Source organism: Mesorhizobium sp. M1273 (assembly GCF_040318195.1).
Taxonomy (GTDB): Bacteria; Pseudomonadota; Alphaproteobacteria; order Rhizobiales; family Rhizobiaceae; genus Mesorhizobium.
The window spans coordinates 1-18,995 of record NZ_JAMYLV010000023.1 but is presented as its reverse complement, the minus strand read 5'-3'; the positions used below and the strand labels follow the sequence as shown (position 1 = coordinate 18,995).

The 18,995-nt window shown below is 62.5% G+C and carries 21 protein-coding genes and 2 pseudogenes; 9 read left to right on the top strand and 14 right to left on the bottom strand.

Going from position 1 to position 18,995, the window contains the following annotated elements; all coding sequences use genetic code 11:
- The first annotated feature begins 512 nt into the window (after window positions 1-512).
- On the top strand, window positions 513-2,441 hold the full coding sequence (locus tag NKH30_RS22200) for an adenylate/guanylate cyclase domain-containing protein (protein WP_352818779.1): 1,929 nt from the start codon (window positions 513-515) through the stop codon (window positions 2,439-2,441).
- Between the two features lie 246 nt (window positions 2,442-2,687).
- Here NKH30_RS22200 and NKH30_RS22195 read toward each other — a convergent pair whose 3' ends face one another.
- The 9 genes from NKH30_RS22195 to NKH30_RS22155 all read right to left on the bottom strand — a co-directional run bounded on the left by NKH30_RS22195 (window position 2,688) and on the right by NKH30_RS22155 (window position 10,446).
- A complete protein-coding gene (locus tag NKH30_RS22195; protein ID WP_352541839.1) occupies window positions 2,688-2,861 on the bottom strand; it encodes a hypothetical protein in 174 nt (57 codons plus the stop codon).
- Between the two features lie 23 nt (window positions 2,862-2,884).
- Window positions 2,885-3,274, bottom strand: coding sequence for a hypothetical protein (locus tag NKH30_RS22190; RefSeq protein WP_352541838.1), 390 nt, complete (start codon window positions 3,272-3,274; stop codon window positions 2,885-2,887).
- 132 nt (window positions 3,275-3,406) lie between these two features.
- Complete coding sequence (locus NKH30_RS22185) at window positions 3,407-4,522, bottom strand: ABC transporter substrate-binding protein (RefSeq protein ID WP_352997055.1); 1,116 nt, start codon at window positions 4,520-4,522, stop codon at window positions 3,407-3,409.
- 73 nt (window positions 4,523-4,595) lie between these two features.
- A complete protein-coding gene (locus tag NKH30_RS22180) occupies window positions 4,596-5,531 on the bottom strand; it encodes an SMP-30/gluconolactonase/LRE family protein (protein WP_352541836.1) in 936 nt (311 codons plus the stop codon).
- A gap of 22 nt (window positions 5,532-5,553) precedes the next feature.
- Window positions 5,554-6,609: an ABC transporter permease gene (locus NKH30_RS22175; protein WP_352818785.1), complete on the bottom strand. Its 1,056-nt coding sequence runs from the start codon at window positions 6,607-6,609 to the stop codon at window positions 5,554-5,556.
- 19 nt (window positions 6,610-6,628) lie between these two features.
- On the bottom strand, window positions 6,629-8,125 hold the full coding sequence (locus tag NKH30_RS22170) for a sugar ABC transporter ATP-binding protein (RefSeq protein WP_352541834.1): 1,497 nt from the start codon (window positions 8,123-8,125) through the stop codon (window positions 6,629-6,631).
- A gap of 80 nt (window positions 8,126-8,205) precedes the next feature.
- Window positions 8,206-9,090: an NAD(P)-dependent oxidoreductase gene (locus NKH30_RS22165; RefSeq protein WP_352541833.1), complete on the bottom strand. Its 885-nt coding sequence runs from the start codon at window positions 9,088-9,090 to the stop codon at window positions 8,206-8,208.
- Window positions 9,087-9,665 (bottom strand): gluconokinase, encoded by a 579-nt coding sequence (locus tag NKH30_RS22160; RefSeq protein WP_352818790.1) that lies wholly within the window; start codon window positions 9,663-9,665, stop codon window positions 9,087-9,089. Before NKH30_RS22160 ends, NKH30_RS22165 begins: the two co-directional genes overlap by 4 nt.
- Entirely contained in the window at window positions 9,634-10,446 is an 813-nt protein-coding gene (locus NKH30_RS22155) for an SDR family oxidoreductase (protein WP_352541909.1), read from the bottom strand. The genes NKH30_RS22160 and NKH30_RS22155 overlap by 32 nt, the downstream gene beginning before the upstream one ends.
- Before the next feature lie 99 nt (window positions 10,447-10,545).
- On the opposite strand from NKH30_RS22155, the gene NKH30_RS22150 reads away from it, so the two are divergent.
- Window positions 10,546-11,466, top strand: a complete 921-nt coding sequence (locus tag NKH30_RS22150) for a 2-hydroxyacid dehydrogenase (protein ID WP_352541908.1) — start codon at window positions 10,546-10,548, stop codon at window positions 11,464-11,466.
- 14 nt (window positions 11,467-11,480) lie between these two features.
- Window positions 11,481-12,512, top strand: a complete 1,032-nt coding sequence (locus NKH30_RS22145) for an L-idonate 5-dehydrogenase (protein ID WP_352997052.1) — start codon at window positions 11,481-11,483, stop codon at window positions 12,510-12,512.
- Between the two features lie 40 nt (window positions 12,513-12,552).
- On the opposite strand, the gene NKH30_RS22140 is transcribed toward NKH30_RS22145, so the two are convergent.
- The 4 genes and pseudogenes from NKH30_RS22140 to NKH30_RS22125 all read right to left on the bottom strand — a co-directional run.
- Complete coding sequence (locus NKH30_RS22140; protein ID WP_352818795.1) at window positions 12,553-12,966, bottom strand: heme-binding protein; 414 nt, start codon at window positions 12,964-12,966, stop codon at window positions 12,553-12,555.
- Window positions 12,967-13,010: 44 nt separating this feature from the next.
- Window positions 13,011-14,003, bottom strand: a complete 993-nt coding sequence (locus NKH30_RS22135) for a LacI family DNA-binding transcriptional regulator (RefSeq protein WP_352474894.1) — start codon at window positions 14,001-14,003, stop codon at window positions 13,011-13,013.
- Window positions 14,004-14,671: 668 nt separating this feature from the next.
- Complete coding sequence (locus NKH30_RS22130; RefSeq protein ID WP_352541829.1) at window positions 14,672-14,848, bottom strand: helix-turn-helix domain-containing protein; 177 nt, start codon at window positions 14,846-14,848, stop codon at window positions 14,672-14,674.
- 59 nt (window positions 14,849-14,907) lie between these two features.
- Window positions 14,908-15,879 (bottom strand): annotated as a pseudogene (locus NKH30_RS22125) (ParB N-terminal domain-containing protein); the annotation flags it as partial.
- Window positions 15,880-16,216: 337 nt separating this feature from the next.
- On the opposite strand from NKH30_RS22125, the gene NKH30_RS22120 reads away from it, so the two are divergent.
- The 6 genes and pseudogenes from NKH30_RS22120 to NKH30_RS22095 all read left to right on the top strand — a co-directional run.
- On the top strand, window positions 16,217-16,519 hold the full coding sequence (locus NKH30_RS22120) for a BrnT family toxin (protein ID WP_352818797.1): 303 nt from the start codon (window positions 16,217-16,219) through the stop codon (window positions 16,517-16,519).
- Window positions 16,503-16,775 (top strand): BrnA antitoxin family protein, encoded by a 273-nt coding sequence (locus NKH30_RS22115; protein ID WP_352474883.1) that lies wholly within the window; start codon window positions 16,503-16,505, stop codon window positions 16,773-16,775. The genes NKH30_RS22120 and NKH30_RS22115 overlap by 17 nt, the downstream gene beginning before the upstream one ends.
- Window positions 16,756-17,523 carry an ATPase domain-containing protein gene (locus NKH30_RS22110; protein WP_352818800.1) on the top strand — a complete coding sequence of 256 codons (768 nt, stop codon included), beginning with the start codon at window positions 16,756-16,758 and terminating at the stop codon, window positions 17,521-17,523. The genes NKH30_RS22115 and NKH30_RS22110 overlap by 20 nt, the downstream gene beginning before the upstream one ends.
- A gap of 25 nt (window positions 17,524-17,548) precedes the next feature.
- Complete coding sequence (locus NKH30_RS22105; RefSeq protein ID WP_352818802.1) at window positions 17,549-18,070, top strand: PAS domain-containing protein; 522 nt, start codon at window positions 17,549-17,551, stop codon at window positions 18,068-18,070.
- Complete coding sequence (locus NKH30_RS22100) at window positions 18,019-18,390, top strand: hypothetical protein (protein ID WP_352818805.1); 372 nt, start codon at window positions 18,019-18,021, stop codon at window positions 18,388-18,390. The genes NKH30_RS22105 and NKH30_RS22100 overlap by 52 nt, the downstream gene beginning before the upstream one ends.
- Before the next feature lie 137 nt (window positions 18,391-18,527).
- A pseudogene (locus tag NKH30_RS22095) lies at window positions 18,528-18,683 on the top strand (hypothetical protein); the annotation flags it as partial.
- A 13-nt stretch (window positions 18,684-18,696) separates the two neighbouring features.
- Here the strand turns inward: NKH30_RS22095 and NKH30_RS22090 are convergent.
- Complete coding sequence (locus NKH30_RS22090) at window positions 18,697-18,894, bottom strand: hypothetical protein (RefSeq protein WP_352997050.1); 198 nt, start codon at window positions 18,892-18,894, stop codon at window positions 18,697-18,699.
- Window positions 18,895-18,995: the final 101 nt, after the last annotated feature.

The window sequence follows — 18,995 nt, the reverse complement described above, 5'->3', positions numbered from 1 at the left end:
CGCGCACATAGCAAGCACTGGCGCGAGCTGGAGGCGGATTTGCTATGGCTCGATCTGCCGCCAGCCAAAATGCAATGACAATAGCCAGCGGCTTGGGAGGCTTGCGTGGCGCGGATCGTAGTCGCACCGCAATTGCACCGCCGTGTAGTCGTAGTCGAGGTGTCGGGGTCCGCCGAGCATCCTGATCTGATGTGCATCCTGACATGGACTCTCCTTCCATGGCTGCATCGGGGCAAGCGGCAATTTCTGTCCTCACCAAAGGTCCGCTTTGTGAATAGCCGTTCATTGCGGCTGCCATGGATGAGCAACGGTCGGGTGGAAGCCTCACATTGCTGCGATCGATCTGAACCGGAACGGGCGCGCCATGAACAGAAATTGAGAAACATCTTCCGAAGTGGACATTCGGGTGATGCGCTGGGCACGGAAGCAACGAGGCTCGTGCATTCGGGGCGCGCCCTCTTTAAAGCCGTCACGGGGCTTGCAATTCGGTGGCGCATTGCGACACTTGTTGCATGAGCACGTCCGCACAACCAGTGCGTCTGGCCCGCCCCGAAAAGAAGCGGCGTCGCATCCCTATTGCGGTCATCATGGCGTTGAGTTTTGGCAGCCTCGTATTCCTGTCGGTCGGGGGCGTGCTCGCGTTGTCGGTCGGCGCCAATTTTCGCAACACGTTCGACTTGCTCGGCGCCCAGTCGACACTCCTGATCGATGCGATGGAGGACTCGCTGCGCGCAGAGATGGGGGACGCCGAGAACGCGGTCGACGGCATCGCGCAGCTGTATGCCCAGGGCGAGTTCCAGATCGACGACGAGGCGATGTCTGCAGCCGTTGCCGGTGCTCTGGCTACCGCCTCGGGGGTCGAGGCGATGCTGATCTGCACCCCCGACCTGGTCTGCCGCGGCGCCGCGCGCTCAGTCGAAAACAACGTTGCAACGGGCGCCATCGAGCATTTTCCGGCCAAGCCCGAGAAGTCGCCCCAAGTCCGCGCCGCCCTCGAACAACGCAGACGGGTCGGCGGCAGGCAATGGGGGGCATTCGTAGCCAACGAGTTCGGCCTGTACGCGCATGTCTCAGTGCCGCTGGCACGTGATGGCGTGACGCAGGCCTGGGTGATCGCGGCGGTCGAATTGCAGAAACTGTCCGATATCACGCGGGAGCTATCATCGCGATTTGGCACGCATGCCTTCATTCTCGATGGCGAAGACCGCGTGCTCGCCGACCAAAGGCTGGCCGATCCCGACGCTCTGAAGAACGGCGTCCTGCCGCTGACGCCGCTGGCCACGTATGGCGATCCGGTATTGGCCGCCTATAGCGCGCGGAAGGTAGAGCGGGATTTCGACACGCGCCGCGCCCGCGACATAGAAATCGCCGAGATCGACCGCAGCGTGGACAATGCGTCCGAGTGGAGCGGCGACGCCACCTACATCGCCATCACCCGCAAGATCGCAGGCTATGGCGACAAGCCCTGGACGCTCGGCGCGTATTTCGAGACCAGTCAGATCAGCAAGGAGATCGAGCGCGTGTTGGGATCGGCCCTGCTCGGTGTTGGGGCGATGGCCGTGGCGGTCATCGTCGCGATCCTGCTTGGGAGGCGCCTGTCGCGACCGATCCAGGCGATCGCCGGCCAGGCCATGCGCGTTGCCGATTTCGATCTCGACGGCGTGACTCCGCTGCCGCGCAGCAGGGTTCTGGAGTTGGACAACCAGGCTTCGGCCTTCAACGCCATGCTGATCGGTCTGCGTGCATTCTCGACCTATATTCCGCGCTCGCTGGTGGCCAAGCTGGTGCGCACCGGAGAGGTCGGCATCGCCGAACCGCGCGAAGCGGTCGTCACCGTCATGTTTACCGACATCGTCGGGTTCACCACGCTGTCGGAGCAGATGGACGCCGCAGCCGCGGCCAGGCTGCTGAACCACCACTTCGCGATCCTGTGTGGCGCGGTCGATGCACATGGCGGTACGGTCGACAAGTTCCTGGGCGACGGCATGCTGGCGTTCTTCGGCGCGCCGGATCGTCTGAAGGGCCATGCCGCCGCGGCCGTCCGCGCCGCCGCGGCGATCCGCGAGGAGCTGGACAAGGACAATCTGGAAGCGGCTGGCAAAGGCCGGCCTCCGCTTCACGTCCGCATCGGCATCCACACGGGCTCCGTCATCGTCGGCAATATCGGCGCATCCGATCGCGTGAACTACACAATCGTCGGCGACACCGTGAACATCAGCCAGCGGCTTCAGGAACTCGGCAAGTTGCTCGCACCAGATGCCGCGACCGCCATCGCGATTTCCGGCGAGACTGTTTCGCGGCTCGACGAAAAGTTCGAAACGATCCCGGCGGGCAAGCACAGGTTGCGCGGGCGCGGCGAAGCGACGGAAGTCTTTCAGCTTCACAAAGTCGCGACGTCAGCACCGCCCCGTGTGGACGTTCGCCACGCCCAAGCAGGCTAGGGCCATGCCGCTTCCCTGCCGCTGATCGGCGGCTTGGAGAAGCCCGCGCGAATGCTGGTTCCGGCTAATGCCGACTTCCAAAAAGAGAATTCGGCTCCGCAAGGTCTCGAAAGGGTCATCGGCGTGAATTCGTCCTGCGCGAACGACCTTCCCCTCGGGGTCGCTCAAAGACTCCCATCTTGCGGACCAACCTCACCAAGGCGTCTGGGCTAAAAGGTCCCGCTCGAAGCCGGCTGCCGGTGTTGGTCAGGATGATGTCGCTGGCGACAGCACCTCTTCGAGCAGGGCTGTTGTAATGGCAAGGCTATCAGCAGTCATCTCCTCGTAGTCTGGCATGATCATGAGCTGTGCGATCGTCCGTCTGACGAACTCCGGATTCAGCTCTGCAAGCCGCTCCCTTGTTCGAGCGACACGATCCACGCCGGGCCCCGACCACGATGAAGTCAATCTCGCCCAGGCCCTCGAACGCGAATTTCTGAAACCTCGTCCCGTCGCCGTAATCGAGCGGTTGGAAACTCGTTCGCTTCGAAAACATGGTGATGCACACGGCCGGTGAACATCTTGAGCAGCTCTCCGGTCACATCGCGGCTCTGAAAGCGAACGTCGGACTGCAGCGCCTTGTTGCAGGCGTCCATGTCGGGATAACGGATGGCGAGCGCCATGGCATAGACGGGGGCGCCCTCATCCCGTGCCGTGCCATCCAGAACGCGCACCTCCTCGGCTCCAGGAAATTGCGTCCACAACGGCACTAGCCTTTCCCTGACAAAGCGCCGGAATTCGCTCTCGCGTCCGGGGTGGATTTCGCCTTCGAACAGGGCGTAGCGAATGATCATGGCGAGGGTTTCCTGATTTTCTGCGCTTGGGATGGCCGCCGGCCGGCAAGGGCAGGTCGCGGTGCAATTCGTGGATTTGTCGTGCGAATGAGATGCGGGCGCATCGCGTATTGCGCCCGCATCGCCGGGCTCCTACTTGCCCCAGATCTTCTTGTATGCGTCGCGGTAGCCATTGCCGGGGTCGAATGCGTTCTTCGGCCCGCCGTCGAACTCGACATTGTCGGCCGTCACCACATGCAGCGGCGACAGATAGCCCGACCATTTTTCGCCAGCGATGGCGCGGTTCAGCTCGTCGACCAATTGCCAGCCCTGCAAGTTGAGCGGTTCGGCAACGGTCACCTTCTGGAACTGACCGGCGCGAATGCGCTGATAGGCCGATTCCGAACCGTCGCCTGCGGCGACATTGATCGGCGCGTCGGTACCGGCTTTGCCGGCGGCGGCAAGTGAGGGTCCCATGAAGTCGAAATAGAGGTCGTTGATCGCCAGTGAATGCGTCCAGGTATCGCCGTACTTCTGCAGCAGCGAAGTGGTCAGCTGCGGCATGCGCTGGGAGGTCTCGGCGATCGGCGTGTCGACATATTCGAGCACCTTGCCGCCCAGCCGCTCGATCTCCGCCTTCATCTTGTCTGCCTTGGCGATGGCGATGGCGTAGGTCGAATCGGTGAAGATAACGACGCCGGGCTTGCCCTTGGCATCGGCGTAGGCCCAGTCGGCCGCGGCCGTGGAGACTTGCATGGCATCCGTCGACACGTTGGCGAACACGCCGCTTTTCTCGTCGGGCCCGATCACCGGTCCGGCATGCCAGGAGACCAACGGGATACCTGCGGCCTTGGCCTGTTCCAGCGCCGGCGCCTGCTCGACCGCGTCAAAACCGTTGATGACGATGCCATTCGGCTTCAACGCCATGGCTTGGCCGAAGGCAGCGGTGCGGCCGCCGATCGAGCCGGCGCCGTCAATCACCTTGACCTCCCAGCCGATCGCCTTGGCTGCTTCCTCGACGCCGTTGGTGACGCCCAGGATGCCGCCGTTCTTGAGGTCGCCGGCGAGCACGACGATCGTCTTGCCTTGCTGCGCCTTCGGACCGGTGGTCGGGCCATCCCAGGCCGTGACCTTCTGCGCATATTTCTGGACGACCGCCATGGCGTCGGCTGTGGCGTCCGCCCGTGCCTGGCCGGCGAACAGGACAGGAGCAGCGATTGTCATGGCCATCAAGGCTACGGATGATTTCAGGAATGTTCTGCGTTGCATGTTGGTACCTCCCTTGGTTTCTAGAAATTGCATGATCTTTCAAACTCGGCTTTCGATTGGAGTTGGCGACATGTCACCGGCTGATGTCGCCCGCCACCGGACCAACACCGGCCGGATGTGCGTTGACGTAGATGGCGTAGAGGGATGTCTGAGCGGTGATGTAGAGGCGGTTGCGCTTGGGACCGCCGAAACAGACATTGGAAACGAGCTCGGGAACCAGGATACGGCCGATCAGGGTTCCGTCCGGTGCATGGACGCGCACCGAGTCGGCGCTGGAGGCCCAGATGTTGCCGTCGCGACCGACGCGAAAACCATCGAAGAGGCCAGCCCCGCACTCGGCGAAGATGCCGCCTGCACGCGCCGACCGGCCATCGACGGCAAGGTCATAGGCCTTGATCGCGCGCGGCAGGCCGGGCACATGGCTGGCGCCGCTCTCCGAGACATAGAGGATCGTCTCGTCGGGCGAAAAAGCCAGGCCGTTCGGCTGCACCATGTCGGTGACAACGGCGCTCACCTCACCCGAAAGCTCGTCGAACCGGTAGACATGGGAGCCGCCGATCTCCGCTCTGGCGATCTTGCCCTCGTAGTGGCTTTCGATGCCGTAGACCGGGTCGGTGAACCAGATCGTACCGTCGGATTTGACCACCACGTCATTGGGTGAATTGAACCGCTTGCCTGCAACGGTTTCGACAAGCGTCTTCCAACGCCCGTCATGCTCGAGCCGGGAGACACGGCGCCCGCCATGCTCGCAAGCAACGACGCGGCCTTCGCGGTCGAGGGTGTGGCCGTTCTGATTGTTGCAGTGCGTTTCGAAGACACTTACCGAGCCGTCGCCTTCGTCGTAGCGCAGCAGCCGATCGTTCGGGATGTCCGACCACAGCAAATGCCTTGCGGCGGGGACATACACCGGTCCTTCCGCCCAACGGCTACCGGTCCATAGCCGTTCGAGCTTGGCATGCCCGATCATCAGCTTGCCGAACCGATCGTCGAGAATCTCGTAGTCGCTCATCCCAGGTCCCCGAGGCTCGACGTCACTTCGAGCGCTGCGCGACGGTCTTGGTCCTGGCTCTTTGCGCCGCGCCGCGCTTGCGCTGGGCGTAGCCGGCAATGCCTATGGCGACGAGCAGCGTCACGCCATTGAACAATGGCTCGACGAAGAACGAGCCGCCGAACTGCTGAATGCCGGAAATGCCGACCGCAAGGATGATGACGCCGGTCATCGTGCCCCAGACATTGACACGCCCGGGTTTGATCGTGGTCGAGCCAAGAAAGGCACCGACCAGAGCCGGCAGGAGATACTCCAATCCGACGCTGGCCTGGCCAATACGCAGCTTGGAGGCGAGAAGCACGCCCGTCAGCGCCGTCAGGAACCCCGACGAGATGAACGCCCCGATGACGAAACGGCGCACCGGAATGCCATTGAGAGCAGCCGCCTTCGGGTTGGCGCCGATGGCATAGACATAGCGGCCGATCGGCAGATATTCGAGAATAATCCACAGTGCGACGGCGATGCCCAGCACGTAGAGGCCGGTGATCGGCAGCCCGAACACCATCGTGCCGTTGAGCGCGTAGAAGCCGTTGGGCAAAACGCCGACAACCTGCCGGCCGCCAGTGTGCCAAAGCGCCAAGGAATAGAGCACGGTGCCGGTGCCCAGCGTGGCGATGAAAGAGTCGATGCGGGCGACTTCGACCAGCAGGCCGTTGAGGAAGCCGGTCGCGGCGCCGAGAACCAGCACAATCATCACTGCCAGCGGCCACGGAATGCCGAACATGGTTTGCAGACTGATGGCCAGGATGTGCCACAGCACAATTCCGTAGCCGACGGTGAGGTCGATCCGTCCCGACGCCATCGGGATCATCGCCGCCAGCGACAACAGCGCAATAATCGCCTTGTCGGAGATGATCGAGCGCAGGTTAAGCAGCGTCGGGAACGTGTTCGGCAGCAGGATCGAGAACAAAAGGATCAGCAACACCGTCAGGATCACCAGCCCGTAGACCGGTAGCAGCCGGATGACCTTCTGCCCCATGGACAAATCAGCCATCTCGCCGCGGGTCGGTTCGAGGGCGCTGGATTCGATCGATTGCATGAGTTCGCTCCCAGAAAGATCAGGCGGCTTCGGAAGCCGATGCCGCGGTGATCACGGCGGATGTGGTGAGGTCTTTGCCGGTGAGTTCGCGAACGATCTGTCCTCGCGAAAACACCAAAGCGCGGTGGCAGATGTGGGCAATCTCCTCGAAATCGGTCGACACCACGACGACGGCGAGGCCGGCTTCAAGCGCGCGGCCGATCAGCCGGTAGACCTCAGCCTTGGCGCCGACATCGACGCCGGCCGTCGGATCCTCGGCGATCAGCAACGTACGCCCGGTGTGCAGCCAGCGCCCGACGACCACCTTCTGCTGATTGCCGCCAGAAAGGGCTTCGATCGGCAGATTCGGGTCGTTGGGGCGCAGCCCGACGGAACTGCCGATCGCCTGCGCTAGCGCAGCCTCTTTATGAGGCGCGAGGAAGGAAAACAGGCCGCGCTTGCCGGCGCCGGGATTGAGGAAACTGTTCTCACGGATCGACAAGGATCCAGCGATTGATTCTTCGGTCCTGTCACGCGCGATCAGGCCGATGCCGGACGACATCGCCGCGATCGGGCTGGACAGGTCCGGCACAGCCCCGCGGATCGTCACCGTGCCGGAAAAGGCCTGGCAGCCAAACAGCGCCCGGCCAACCAGTTCCTGCCCGGCGCCGCGCAGGCCGACCAGGCCGAGCAACTCACCCTTGCGAACGTCGAAAGACACCGGGCCGGCACCGGCGCAGACAAGGTCGCGCACGGCGCAGATCGTCTCGCCGGCCTGCGTCTCTGCCTTGCTGAAAACCTGGCTGACCGGACGGCCGACGATCATCTCGACCAGTTCGTCCGGTTTCGTATCGGCGACCTTCTTCTGGCCGACCAGCCTGCCGTCGCGCAGCACGGCGACGCGATCGGCGATGCGAAAAATTTCATCCAGGCGATGCGAGACATAGATCATGCCGACGCCGCGTTGCTTGAGCGGACGGATGGCGTCGAACAGCCGCTCGACCTCGTCGGCGGGAAGACTGGCCGTCGGCTCGTCGAGCACCAGCACATCGGCCTCGGTAGCCAAGGCGCGAGCGATGGCGACCAGCGATTTTTCGGTGCGCGTCAGATCTTGAACGCGTGTCGTCGGGTCGAAGTCACAGCCGACCAGCTTTAACGCCTCATGCGCCCTCGCCTCGGTCGATCGCCAGTCGATCAGCCCGGAGCGCAGCGAAAAGCCTTGGGCCAAGCCGACATTCTCGCCGACCGTCATCCATTCGATGAGACCGAGATCCTGGTGAATGAAGGCGACGGGCTGGCGCTGGTTCGGCCGCGGCGGGCGATGATGGTAGGGCTCGCCGCGAAACAGGATTTGGCCGCCATCCGGCCGATAGATGCCGGCGAGCGTCTTTATCAGCGTCGACTTGCCGGCGCCATTCTCGCCGAGCAGCGCCAGGATCTCGCCCTTGTGCAGATCAAGCGTCACGTCGGAGAGCGCGCGGGTGCCGCCGAACTCCTTGGTAATTGACTTGAACTCGATCAGTTTTTGCTCGGTCACAATGCGTTCCTCCCGAGATAAAATTATGTTATCGATAACATTTCTAAGCGTCAAGCATCAAAGAAAATATGGCCAACGGATCAGTTGGTCTTGCCGTCGAGCAGACGCATCATTTCGGCCGAATCCCTTGGCCCCAGTCCTGCGGTGCAGAGCAGGCGATGGATCTCGACCACCTGCCCGGTCATCGGCATCGGCGTCTTGGTTTTGAGGGCAAAGGATTGCAGCGAATCCAGGTCCTTCAGCATGTTGTCGATGCGGCCGGTCGGCGAAAAATCGCGGGCAGCGAATTTTGCCATGAACTCCTGCATGATGCTGGAATCGGCCCGCCCGCCCTTGAGTGCCGCCGGAATTGCCTTCGGATCGACGCCGCCGGCTTCGGCAAGCTTCACCGCTTCGGCGACGGCCTGGAACAGAACTGCGCAGAAAAGCTGGTTGATCAGCTTGGTGGTCTGCCCTGCCCCGCTCGGCCCCATCAGCGTGTAGTTGGCGCAGAGATGCCGCATCACCGTGCGGGCTTGTTCGAAATCAGCCGCCTCGCCGCCCGCCATGACGGTCAGTCGGCCGGCCAGCGCGCCGGGAACGCCGCCCGAAAGCGGGCAGTCGAGCCATTTCATGCCGGTCTCGGCAGACAGCTTCCTGGCCATCTGCGCGGTGTCGACGGGATCGATCGAAGACATGTCGATCAGCAGCTTTTCGGGCGACGCAGCGGCCGCGACACCGGCATCGCCGAACACCACGGAACGCACGATGTCGGCATGGTTCAGACTGAGGATGACGAAGCTGCTCGTCCGCGTTGCTTCGGCAACAGACGCGACGGCAACCGCACCCTTTGCAGTCAGCGCGGCGACCTTGGCCTTGTCCAGATCGAATACCGTCACGGCTTGCCCAGTCTCGATCAGACGGGTGGCGATCGCCGACCCCATGATGCCGGCGCCGACAACGGCGACTTTTGCTGGTTGCGTCATCTCAACGTGCCTTTTTCCTTGATCCTGGCGGGGGCGACCCCAAATGCACCCAGACCCTCCAACACTCTATCGGCGATCGTGTCCACATGCGCGTCGATGTCCACTGTGACCACCAGCGGTTCGTCGCCTGGATTTTCCAGTGTGGCGAACTGGCTGTTAAGCAGAGCGGGTGGAAAGAAGTGGCCGCCGCGCTCGGCGAGCCTGGCTTGCAGCACCGCACGTGACCCGTGCAAAAATACGAAAAGCACCGGCCCGCTAGCACCATGGCGAAGGCGATCGCGATAGGACTTCTTCAGCGCCGAGCAACTCGCGACGAGCCCACGTCCTTCTTGATGTGCATGGCGCAAGGCTGCGCCCAACAGGTCCAGCCAAGGCCAACGATCCTCGTCGGTAAGCGGAATGCCCGCCGACATTTTTTCGACATTGCCACGCGGGTGCAGCACGTCGCCTTCGACAAAAGCAAGCCCTAGACGAGCCGCGATAGCGACGCCAATGCTGGTCTTGCCGCAGCCGCTGACACCCATCACAACGATGGGCCAGGACTTAGAGGCAGGTTGTGATGCCGCCATCGACATAGAGCGTGTGTCCATTGACAAAGGATGAGGCCGGTCCAGCTAGAAAGATCGCCGCGCCGACCAGTTCGCCGACATCGCCCCAACGACCCGCCGGTGTTCGGTTGGTCAACCAGGCTGAAAACTCGGGATTGTCGACCAGCGCCTGGTTGAGCGGCGTCTTGAAGTAACCCGGCGCAATGGAATTGATCTGCAAGCCATGCTTCGCCCAATCGGCACACATGCCGCGCGTCAGGTTGCGCACAGCGCCTTTCGTGGCCGTATAGGGCGCGATGTTCGTCCGTGCCAGTTCGCTTTGCACCGAGGCGATATTGACGATCTTGCCGCGCTGCCGCGGGATCATGTGCCGCGCCACCGCTTGCCCGACGAAGAACACGCTGGAGATGTTGGTGCGCAAGAGTTCCTCCCATTTGTCAGCGGGGAAATCCTCGAGCGGCATTCGGAACTGCATGCCGGCATTGTTGATAAGGACATCGATGGCGCCGATCGTCGCCTCGATCTGCGCGACGCCGTTCGCCACCGCAGCATGATCGGTGACGTCGAAGACGGCGCTATGGACCTTGTGTCCCTTCGCTGTCAGTGAATCCGCAGCCGTTTTCATTTTTTCGGCGCTGCGTCCGTTGAGCACGATTTCGGCGCCGTGCTGCGCCAACCCCTCGGCCAGCGCCAGGCCGATCCCTTGCCCCGAGCCGGTGACCAGCGCCCGCATGCCGTTCAAATCAAACAACGAACTGCCCAAACGCTCCTCCCGAGCAAGCTTTCCTGAAGCGGCCGCGATTTCCATCACCCCGCCGCCAGTCGCTATTGACATGAATGTTATCGATAACATAGTCAATGGGAAAAATGGACTCGCACAGGAGATGATGCCGTGACCGACATTTTGATGACAGGTCCCTATCCGGATTGGGACATGGCAGATCTTGAGGCGAAGTATCGCGTCCACAAACTTTGGCAGTCCGAGGACAAGGACGCGTTGCTCTCAAGCCACGCCGGCGCGATCCGCGCCATCGCTACGCGCGGCGAGCTTGGCGCAAGTGCTGCGCTGATGGGAAAGCTGCCGCAGCTCGAGATCGTTTCCTGCTACGGCGTGGGCACCGACGCCATCGACCTTGCCTATGCCAGGGCGAACGGCATTCGTGTCACCAATACACCAGATGTGCTGACCGAGGACGTAGCCGATATCGGCATCGGGCTGCTGCTCGCCGTGGCGCGAAAAATCCCGCAGGCCGACGCCTACGTACGCGATGGAAGCTGGCGCAAGGGCAATATGGGGCTGGTCACGCGTGTCTGTGGAAAAAGGCTGGGCATTGTCGGCATGGGCCGCGTCGGTGCGGCGGTGGCGAAGCGCGCCGCTGCATTCGACTGCACGATTTCCTATTTCGACAACCGCAAGCGCGACGATCTTCCTTATGCTTTTGTCGGCGATCTGGTCGAACTGGCGCGCGACAGCGAATTTCTGATCGTAACGCTCGCCGGCGGCGAAAGCACAAAACACATGATTAATGCGTCGATCCTGGCAGCGCTCGGAGCAGACGGTATCGTCATAAATATTTCGCGCGGCAGCACGATCGACGAGACCGCGTTGCTCGCGGCCCTGGAATCCAGTGCCATCAAGGGTGCCGGGCTCGACGTGTTCTGGAACGAGCCAACCATCGACGAGCGCTTCCTGAAGCTTACCAACGTCGTGCTGCAACCGCACCACGCCAGCGGCACGGTGGAGACCCGCAAGGCCATGGGTCAGCTCGTTCGCGATAATCTCGCGGCCCATTTCGGCGGACAGACCTTGCTGACACCGGTCGTCTGAGAAGGGATCACATCATGAAGTCGATCGTCATCCACGCGGCAAAAGACCTGCGGATCGAGGAGACCGATCCGGGCTCCCCTGGCGCCGGACAGGTCGAGATCGCGGTCGAGGCTGGCGGCATCTGCGGCTCGGACCTGCATTATTACAACCATGGCGGCTTCGGCGCGATCCGCCTTCGTGAACCCATGATTCTTGGCCATGAGGTTGCGGGCACGGTGCGGGCCCTCGGCGACGGCATCTCCACACTTGCGGTTGGCGATCGCGTGGCGATCTCGCCCAGCCGGCCCTGCAATGCCTGTCGCTACTGCCTGCAAGGCATGCAGAACCAGTGCCTCGACATGCGCTTCTATGGCAGCGCCATGCCGATGCCGCACATCCAGGGGGCGTTCCGCCAGCGCCTAGTCGCCGAGGCGTGGCAGTGCCACAGAATAGCCGACCACATCTCCATCAACGAAGCCGCTTTCGCCGAGCCCTTCGCGGTGACGCTGCATGCCATGAACCGCGCTGGCTCGCTGCTCGGCAAGCGGGTTCTGGTCACCGGCTGCGGGCCGATCGGCGCGCTTTGCATCCTCGCCGCACGAGCCGACGGCGCGCGCGAGATCGTCGCCACCGATGTCATGGACGGCGTGCTGGCGAAGGCCCTGGAGATCGGTGCCGACCGGACGATCAATGTCGCGACAAACAGCGAAGAGCTCGCCGCCTACAATGTCGACAAGGGTAGTTTCGACATGATGTTCGAGGCCTCCGGCAATGAACGCGCGGTGCGTGCAGGGCTCGATGTCCTGAAGCCACGCGGCGTGCTCGTGCAGCTCGGTCTCGGCGGCGATCTGTCAATCCCGCAGAACCTCATCGTCGCGAAAGAGATCGAGATGCGGGGCACTTTCCGTTTCCACGAGGAGTTTGCGCTCGCCGTCGACCTGATCAATCGCCGCCGGGTGGATGTCAAACCGCTACTGACAGGCATCTATGCTCTCGACGAGGCGGTCGCGGCTTTCGACATCGCTGGTGACCGAAACAAATCCATGAAGGTTCAGATAGCGTTCTGAAGATCCTTCGGTTGCGCTGGAGGCGCATCGGCACATCGCATTAAATCACGTCGGCGCCAACCGCCGCCAAGGCGGCGTGTGCCACATCGAAATCCTGCTCGCCGGTTCCGACCCGACGCCGATGCCGCCCGCAAGGCGTCTGCCGAAGCGGATCGGCAAGCCCCCGGGCAAATTGGTCACGTCGCCCTGCGATGCGATACCGGCTGAGAGCGCCACTTCGAACGCCATGCCGCCAGTAGCGGCGTTTATTGACGCCGCGGGTGCACGCCTTCGCCTGCGCCGTACGCATGCTGAGGAACCGCGCGCCATCCATGCGCAGGCTGGCGAGGACTTCGCCGCTCGCATCGACGACCACGAGACATTGCGGCACGCCCATCGTGACGGCGCGCGCTGCTCCGGCTGCAACGGCTTTCAAAGCACCGTCATGCGTGAGGGTGATGGTCTCGCGAAACATCGCTGCTGGGCTGCCCTTCGCTGCGTTTGAATCGATGCAGGAACTCAGGTGCTTTCGCGCTCGACGACGCGATAGCTTGTGAGGACGATTTCTTCGCCGTGTCGTTTCTCGTCGCCTCGGATCACCTGGATCAATCTGCGGGCGGCCTGTTGCCCGATGCCGTAGCAGTCGACATTCACGGTGGTGATGCCGGGATGGCAAAAGGCGGCTACCTCGTAGTCGCCGAAGCCGGCAATGGCGATGTCCTGCGGGATCCGCATGCCCCGGCGCTTGCATTCCATCAGTGCGCCGAAGGCCGAAAGGTCCGAAACGCAGAGTACGGCTTGCGTGTCCGGCCAGCGCTCCAGCATGCTGACGACGGCCTGGCCTCCCTGCTCGATGGATATCGGCGGCACGCCAAAGGAAACGAGGCGCCCGGTTGGCAGGCCGAGCTCCTCAATGGCTCTGACAAAGCCTTCGCGCCGTTGGCTGCCGCGCGTGTCGCGCGAGGTCGTGCCACCGATGTAACCGAATTTATTGTAGCCTTTTCTGGCCAGCGTCTTGACGAGAAGTCCCATCGCCTCTTCATTGGAGAATCCGACCACCTGATCGATGGGTTTCGCCGGCAACTCCCAGGTTTCGACTACAGGGATGCCCGCGTTTTTAAGAAGCCGGCGGGCGCGCTCCGTATGGGCGCCGCCGGTCAGAATGATGCCTTCGGGCCGCCGACGGAGCATCGCTTCGATCAGCTTTTCCTCCTTCTCGACCGTATAGTCGGTGTAGCCGAGCAGAAGCTGGAGTCCCGTGCTCTCCAGTTCATCCGTTATGCCGCGCGCCGTATCGGCGAAGTTGGAATTGTTGAGTGATGGAACCATCGCGGCAACAAATCCAGTCTTGCGCGAGGACAGGCTGCCGGCCGATTGGTCGAGCACGTAGCCGAGGTCGTTGACCGCGACCATGATCTTTTCCCGCGTCGCCTTGGAAACGAGGCTGCCCTCTTTCAGGGCGCGTGAAACCGTCATGGTGGACACACCTGCCCGCCGCGCCACGTCGACCATCGTCGGGGCGTGGCTCTCGCCCGGTCTCGATGAGGCGGCCTTGGCCATCATGCCGCTCCACCAGCCGGCAGCGATGTGCCCAACCAAAACGCTGGACACTCGGGCACAAGCTCTCTGCGGCGTCCGGCATCGCTCATGAACCACCCGTTGGAATCAACTTCACGCAAGGCATGTTATCGATACCATATCAAAAGACAACAGCCACATACGGCCCAAGCGTCAACATGGTCATGAGCACCGGTTTGGGCCGCGATCACACTTTGGCTCTCCTGCCGACGACGATTGCCGAATGAGGTCCGCCCGACAGGACCGGACACCGTTTCTTCGATGCCTGCCGGGCGTGGGTGCGCCAGCTCTGTCAGCCAGCCCATAGCGAGCAAGTCGACGGTGTAGGCGACGGGATCAGGAGCAGCAGGGCAGGAACGCCCGCCATTGGGATGCCGGCACCACACGATAGACCGCCTTCATGTAGTTGGCGCTCCCGAGCAGATAGATCGCCGGTCCGCCAGTGAGGATCAGGACTTAGGTTAGGCCGTCTTGAGCGGATCATGGGAATGCGCCAGCACCAGATCGTTGCCGACGGCGGCGGCGATGACCCCGCCGACCAGGATCCCGTGGGCATAACGAAGCCTATCTGCCGAATTATCCGAGCAGCCGGCGCACCATGCTCAGCCGTCGAACACATTGGGCTGATCTGTCCCCTGCCACCAATGAATCAGGGCGATCCGGTTCTTCGCCTTCGAAATCCGGAACAGCCGTTCGAGCAAGGTCTTCACCGTCGCCGGCGAGATATCGAGATCCTTGGCGATCTGTTTGTTGGTCATGCCTTTGTTGACCAGCATCATGATCTCGGCCTGTCGCGGAGAAAGCCTGGGCGGCATGGGCGAACCTTCGAGCACCGCCGCGAGCCGCCGGCGTCTTCCGCACCCTTGCCCTTGGGCTTCCTGGCCTCGGGCATGCGGAAGTGGACCGTCTTCACCTTGCCCTCGCGGTCAAGATACATCGCTGTGTGGTCCGACTTCTTGGGCGTACTGTAGACGCGTTCGGCCTTGGGCGGCAGCTTCACCTCGCCCCAATTGTTGGTCTCGACGATGACGCCCTTCTTGGGCAGGTTCTGCGTCATCCACTCCTGCTAGGCCCCCAGGAAGGCGTCCACGTCGGTGGTGTAGCGGCTGTCCTGGTCGGCCGGGGCGAACAGATCCTCGACCCAGGCGATGCCATAGGCCTCTCGCAGATCGTCGCCGAAGCTGGCGTCGCGCGCATACATGCGGGTCTTGGCGAGGCCGTTGGCGACAGCCCACCACGAGACCTGGGGATCGCCCTTGGTCGGCTTATGTGCCTTCCAGACCTCCTTCTGCTCCTCGAGCGAGGCGGCCGCGATGGTGCGGAGCTGGCGCTCGTCGGGCATGTCGCCCTTGGCCATATGATCCAGCATCGCCGGCAGCACATTGGCGAGCAGGCGCAGCTTCTTGATCTGGCGCACCGACTGGGCGAGCGCGATGCCGATCGCCTCTTCGGTCCAGCCGAGCGCCACGAGACGCTCGATGGCGCGCCACTGGTCAACGGGGTTAAGCTGCTCATGCGCGATCGTGGTGACCAGCGAACGCATGGCGCCGCCATCCTCGGCGCAGGGAACGACGATAACGGCGACTTCCTCGAGGCCGGCGGTAATCGCCTGCTTGACGCGACGGTGGCCCTCGTCGATGACGAAGCCGTTGCCGCCATCGGTTTCTGCGGCGACGACGGGCGGCTGCACGATGCCAACAGCCTTGATCGTCGCCAGCAGCAGCGCGTCGGCCTGCGGGCTGGACTTGGAACGGCGCGCCTTGTCGGGATTGTCCTTGAGCGAGCGCGGATCAACGAATTTCAGTTCCATAGGAATTCTCCTTGGAGGGTTGCAGATGCGGCCTTTCACCGGTCCTTTCTCGTCTTCCTTCCGAAGACATCCCCCTGCCCCCGGAGCCGGCGGGCCGGTGCAACTGCCTGGTGAGCATCCCTGCCCGGCAGGACAAGCGGGGCTTTCAGCCCTGCGCCGGACGACGCGGCCGGGATTGCGAGGCTGGCGGTTGAGCGTCAGCGCCACCGGTCTGGCCGATCAGCGAGGGGGTTTTCCTTGCCTCCATTTCCTCTCCCTATGCTGTCCAAATCTGCTGGGCGGAGCGCTCACGCCTGACGGAGCTTGAAATCGGCGTATATTATGGCAATATACATCGATGATCGAATGGGAACGGATTGCCGGCTTCGACTGGGATGCGGGCAATGCCCGCAAGAGCATCGACAAGCACGACGTCAGCCAGGCCGAGGCGGAACAGGTGTTCTTCAACGAGCCGTTGCTGACCGTTCCCTACGCAAAGCACAGCGCCATCGAGCAACGAATTCATGCTCTCGGGCGCACCGATGATGGAAGGCTGCTGCACATCACCTTCACGCTTCGGGACAAGGAGACCAAGATCCGGGTGATTTCCGCCCGGGATATGAGCCGCAAGGAGCGAGGCTACTATGACCAAGACAGCTAAGCCGGTTCCGACCTTTGCATCGGAGGCCGAGGAGCGCGCCTTCTGGGAGTCCAACGACTCCAGTGAGCATGTCGATTGGAGCAAGGCAGAGCGGGTCCGCCTGCCCAACCTCAAGCCGTCGTCGACCTCGATCTCGTTGCGGCTGCCCAATAGCCTGCTCGAACGGATCAAGGTCGCGGCGAACAAGCGCGACGTGCCCTATCAGTCCCTTATCAAGACCTGGCTGTCCGAGAAAATTGACGCCTCTCGAGGCTAAGGAGGCCGGCCTTAAGCCGCCTCTACCTCTCCCGATAACGAGCGGCAATGCCGATCTTGACAGGATGACGAGCGGGGGCTTCTTCCGCGACAGCGTTACGCTGGTCAGCGGCGCGACCGGCACCGGCAAGACGCTGCTGGTGACCAATTTCCTGGCCGGTGGCGTCGCGGCCGGCGAACGCTCCTTACTGGTTGGCTACGAAGAAAGCCGCGGTCAGCTCATTCGCAACGCGCGCAGTTGGGGTGTCGATTTCGAGACGATGGAAGCGGAAGGCGGGCTCAAGGTCGTCTGTCTCTATCCGGAGGCGCAAAGCCTTCCCGACCATCTGCTGATGATCCGTCAATTGGTCGAGGAATTCAAACCGGATCGGCTTGCCATCGACAGCCTTTCCGCGCTCGAACGCATTGCGCCGGAGACCGGCTTTCGCGAGTTCCTGATCAGCCTCACATCCTTCGTCAAGAAACGGGAAATCGCTGGACTTTGCACCGCCACGGACAAGTCGCTGGTCGGCGGCCATTCGGCGAGCGAACAGCACATCTCGACGCTGACCGACTCCTTCATCCTTTTGCGCTACATTCAGAAAGCACAGTTCATGTATCGCGGCCTCATGGTGCTGAAGATGCGCGGCAGCGAACACGACAAGCAGATCAGACGCTTCACGATCGATGGCGGCGGAATGCATCTCGGCCAGCCGATAGAGGGCGCGCCGGATGTCTTCGGCGGTTCCGCGACGAACGATTCGTCATAGTCATACCTGTGAGGAGGCCAGAACGATGACGCGGAGCGCGGCGGAAATTTCCGACCTGACCGATGATCCGCAGCTGACCAGCATCAGCCAGCTCAGTTTCCGTCTCCTGATCGAGAACACGGCCGACGGTGTCCTCGTCGTCGATCTTTCGGGAGCGGTTCTCTACGCGAATCCGGCCGCGGCCCGCATTTTCGGGCATCCGCTCGAAGAGCTTCTTCATGTTCCCCTCGGGCGGCCCGTCGTCTCGGGAGAAACCGCAGAAATCACCGTGGCCCGTCCGGGCAGCAAGGCGGCCGAGGTCGAGATGCGCGTCGTCGAGGTGACCTGGGATGGCAAACCTGCCCTGCTCGCCAGCCTTCGCGACGTGTCCGCGCGCCCCGCGCAGGAAGAACGCCAGTTGCAGTCGCAAAAACTCGAAGCCATCGGTCGCATCGCAGCCGGCATCGTTCATGGCTTCAACAATCTGATCGCCTCTTCGAATCCGGCCTCCGGCAGTTGGCAAAGCAGCTTGCGGAGAATCCCGCCGATCCGAAAATCGGTACGCTGATCGAGGAGATGCTGAAGCGCACGCGAAATGGCGGCGCGCTGACGCAGCAGTTGCTCGCCTTCTCCCGGCGTCAGTTCCTGGAGCCCGAAAAGGTCGATCTCAACCAACATATTGGATCGCTCACCGCTCTGCTGGAGCGGACCTTCGGCCGCGACATCAGGATCGAGCGTCATCTCGATCCAGCGCTCGGTCCGGTTCTCATCGACGCCAATCAGCTCGACGTCGCCATTCTCAACCTGGCGGTCAACGCCAGGCACGCAATGACAGACTACGGCAGGTTCACGATCGAGACGAGTGACGCGCCTGACGATCTGATCTGAAAGGATTGGCGGCGTTGTTCGTTCGCTTGACGCTGAGCGACACCGGCCACGGCATGGACAAGCAAGTTCTCGCCTAGGTCTTCGAGCCCTTCTTCACGACAAAAGGCAATGGCGAGGGAACAGGGCTCGGACTCAGCCGAGTCTACGGCTTCGTCAAACAGTTCGGCGGGCACATCCGCATCGATAGCCAGGTGGGCAAAGGGACCAGCGTGCATTGTTCCAATGTTTGCTCACGCTGTGATGCCAACAGGGCAAGCTCTTGCGGCAGGGTGCCGCAAGGTCGCGACGAATGAACGCCGGCCCAGTTCAACCCGCGCGACGTCGGTCAAAGCTGGGGGGATCGATCTCCATCAAGCGGTCTGCGGCCTCGACCGCAGTTCGTATCCTGCTGCACAGCGCGAGATTTTCGGCCAGCATCTCTTCAGTGCGTTGAAGCGCGAGCTCGGTCCGGTGGATGCGCTGCCTGGCATTGGCAACTTCCGATGTCAAAATATCGGCCGCCATCCCGTGGCCGTGGGGTTCCATAGTGTCCATGGGTTTCTAATACATGGGGGGCGATATCGTTCCCTGATGTCGGGCGAAACGGCGGGCCGCAGAAAAGCGCG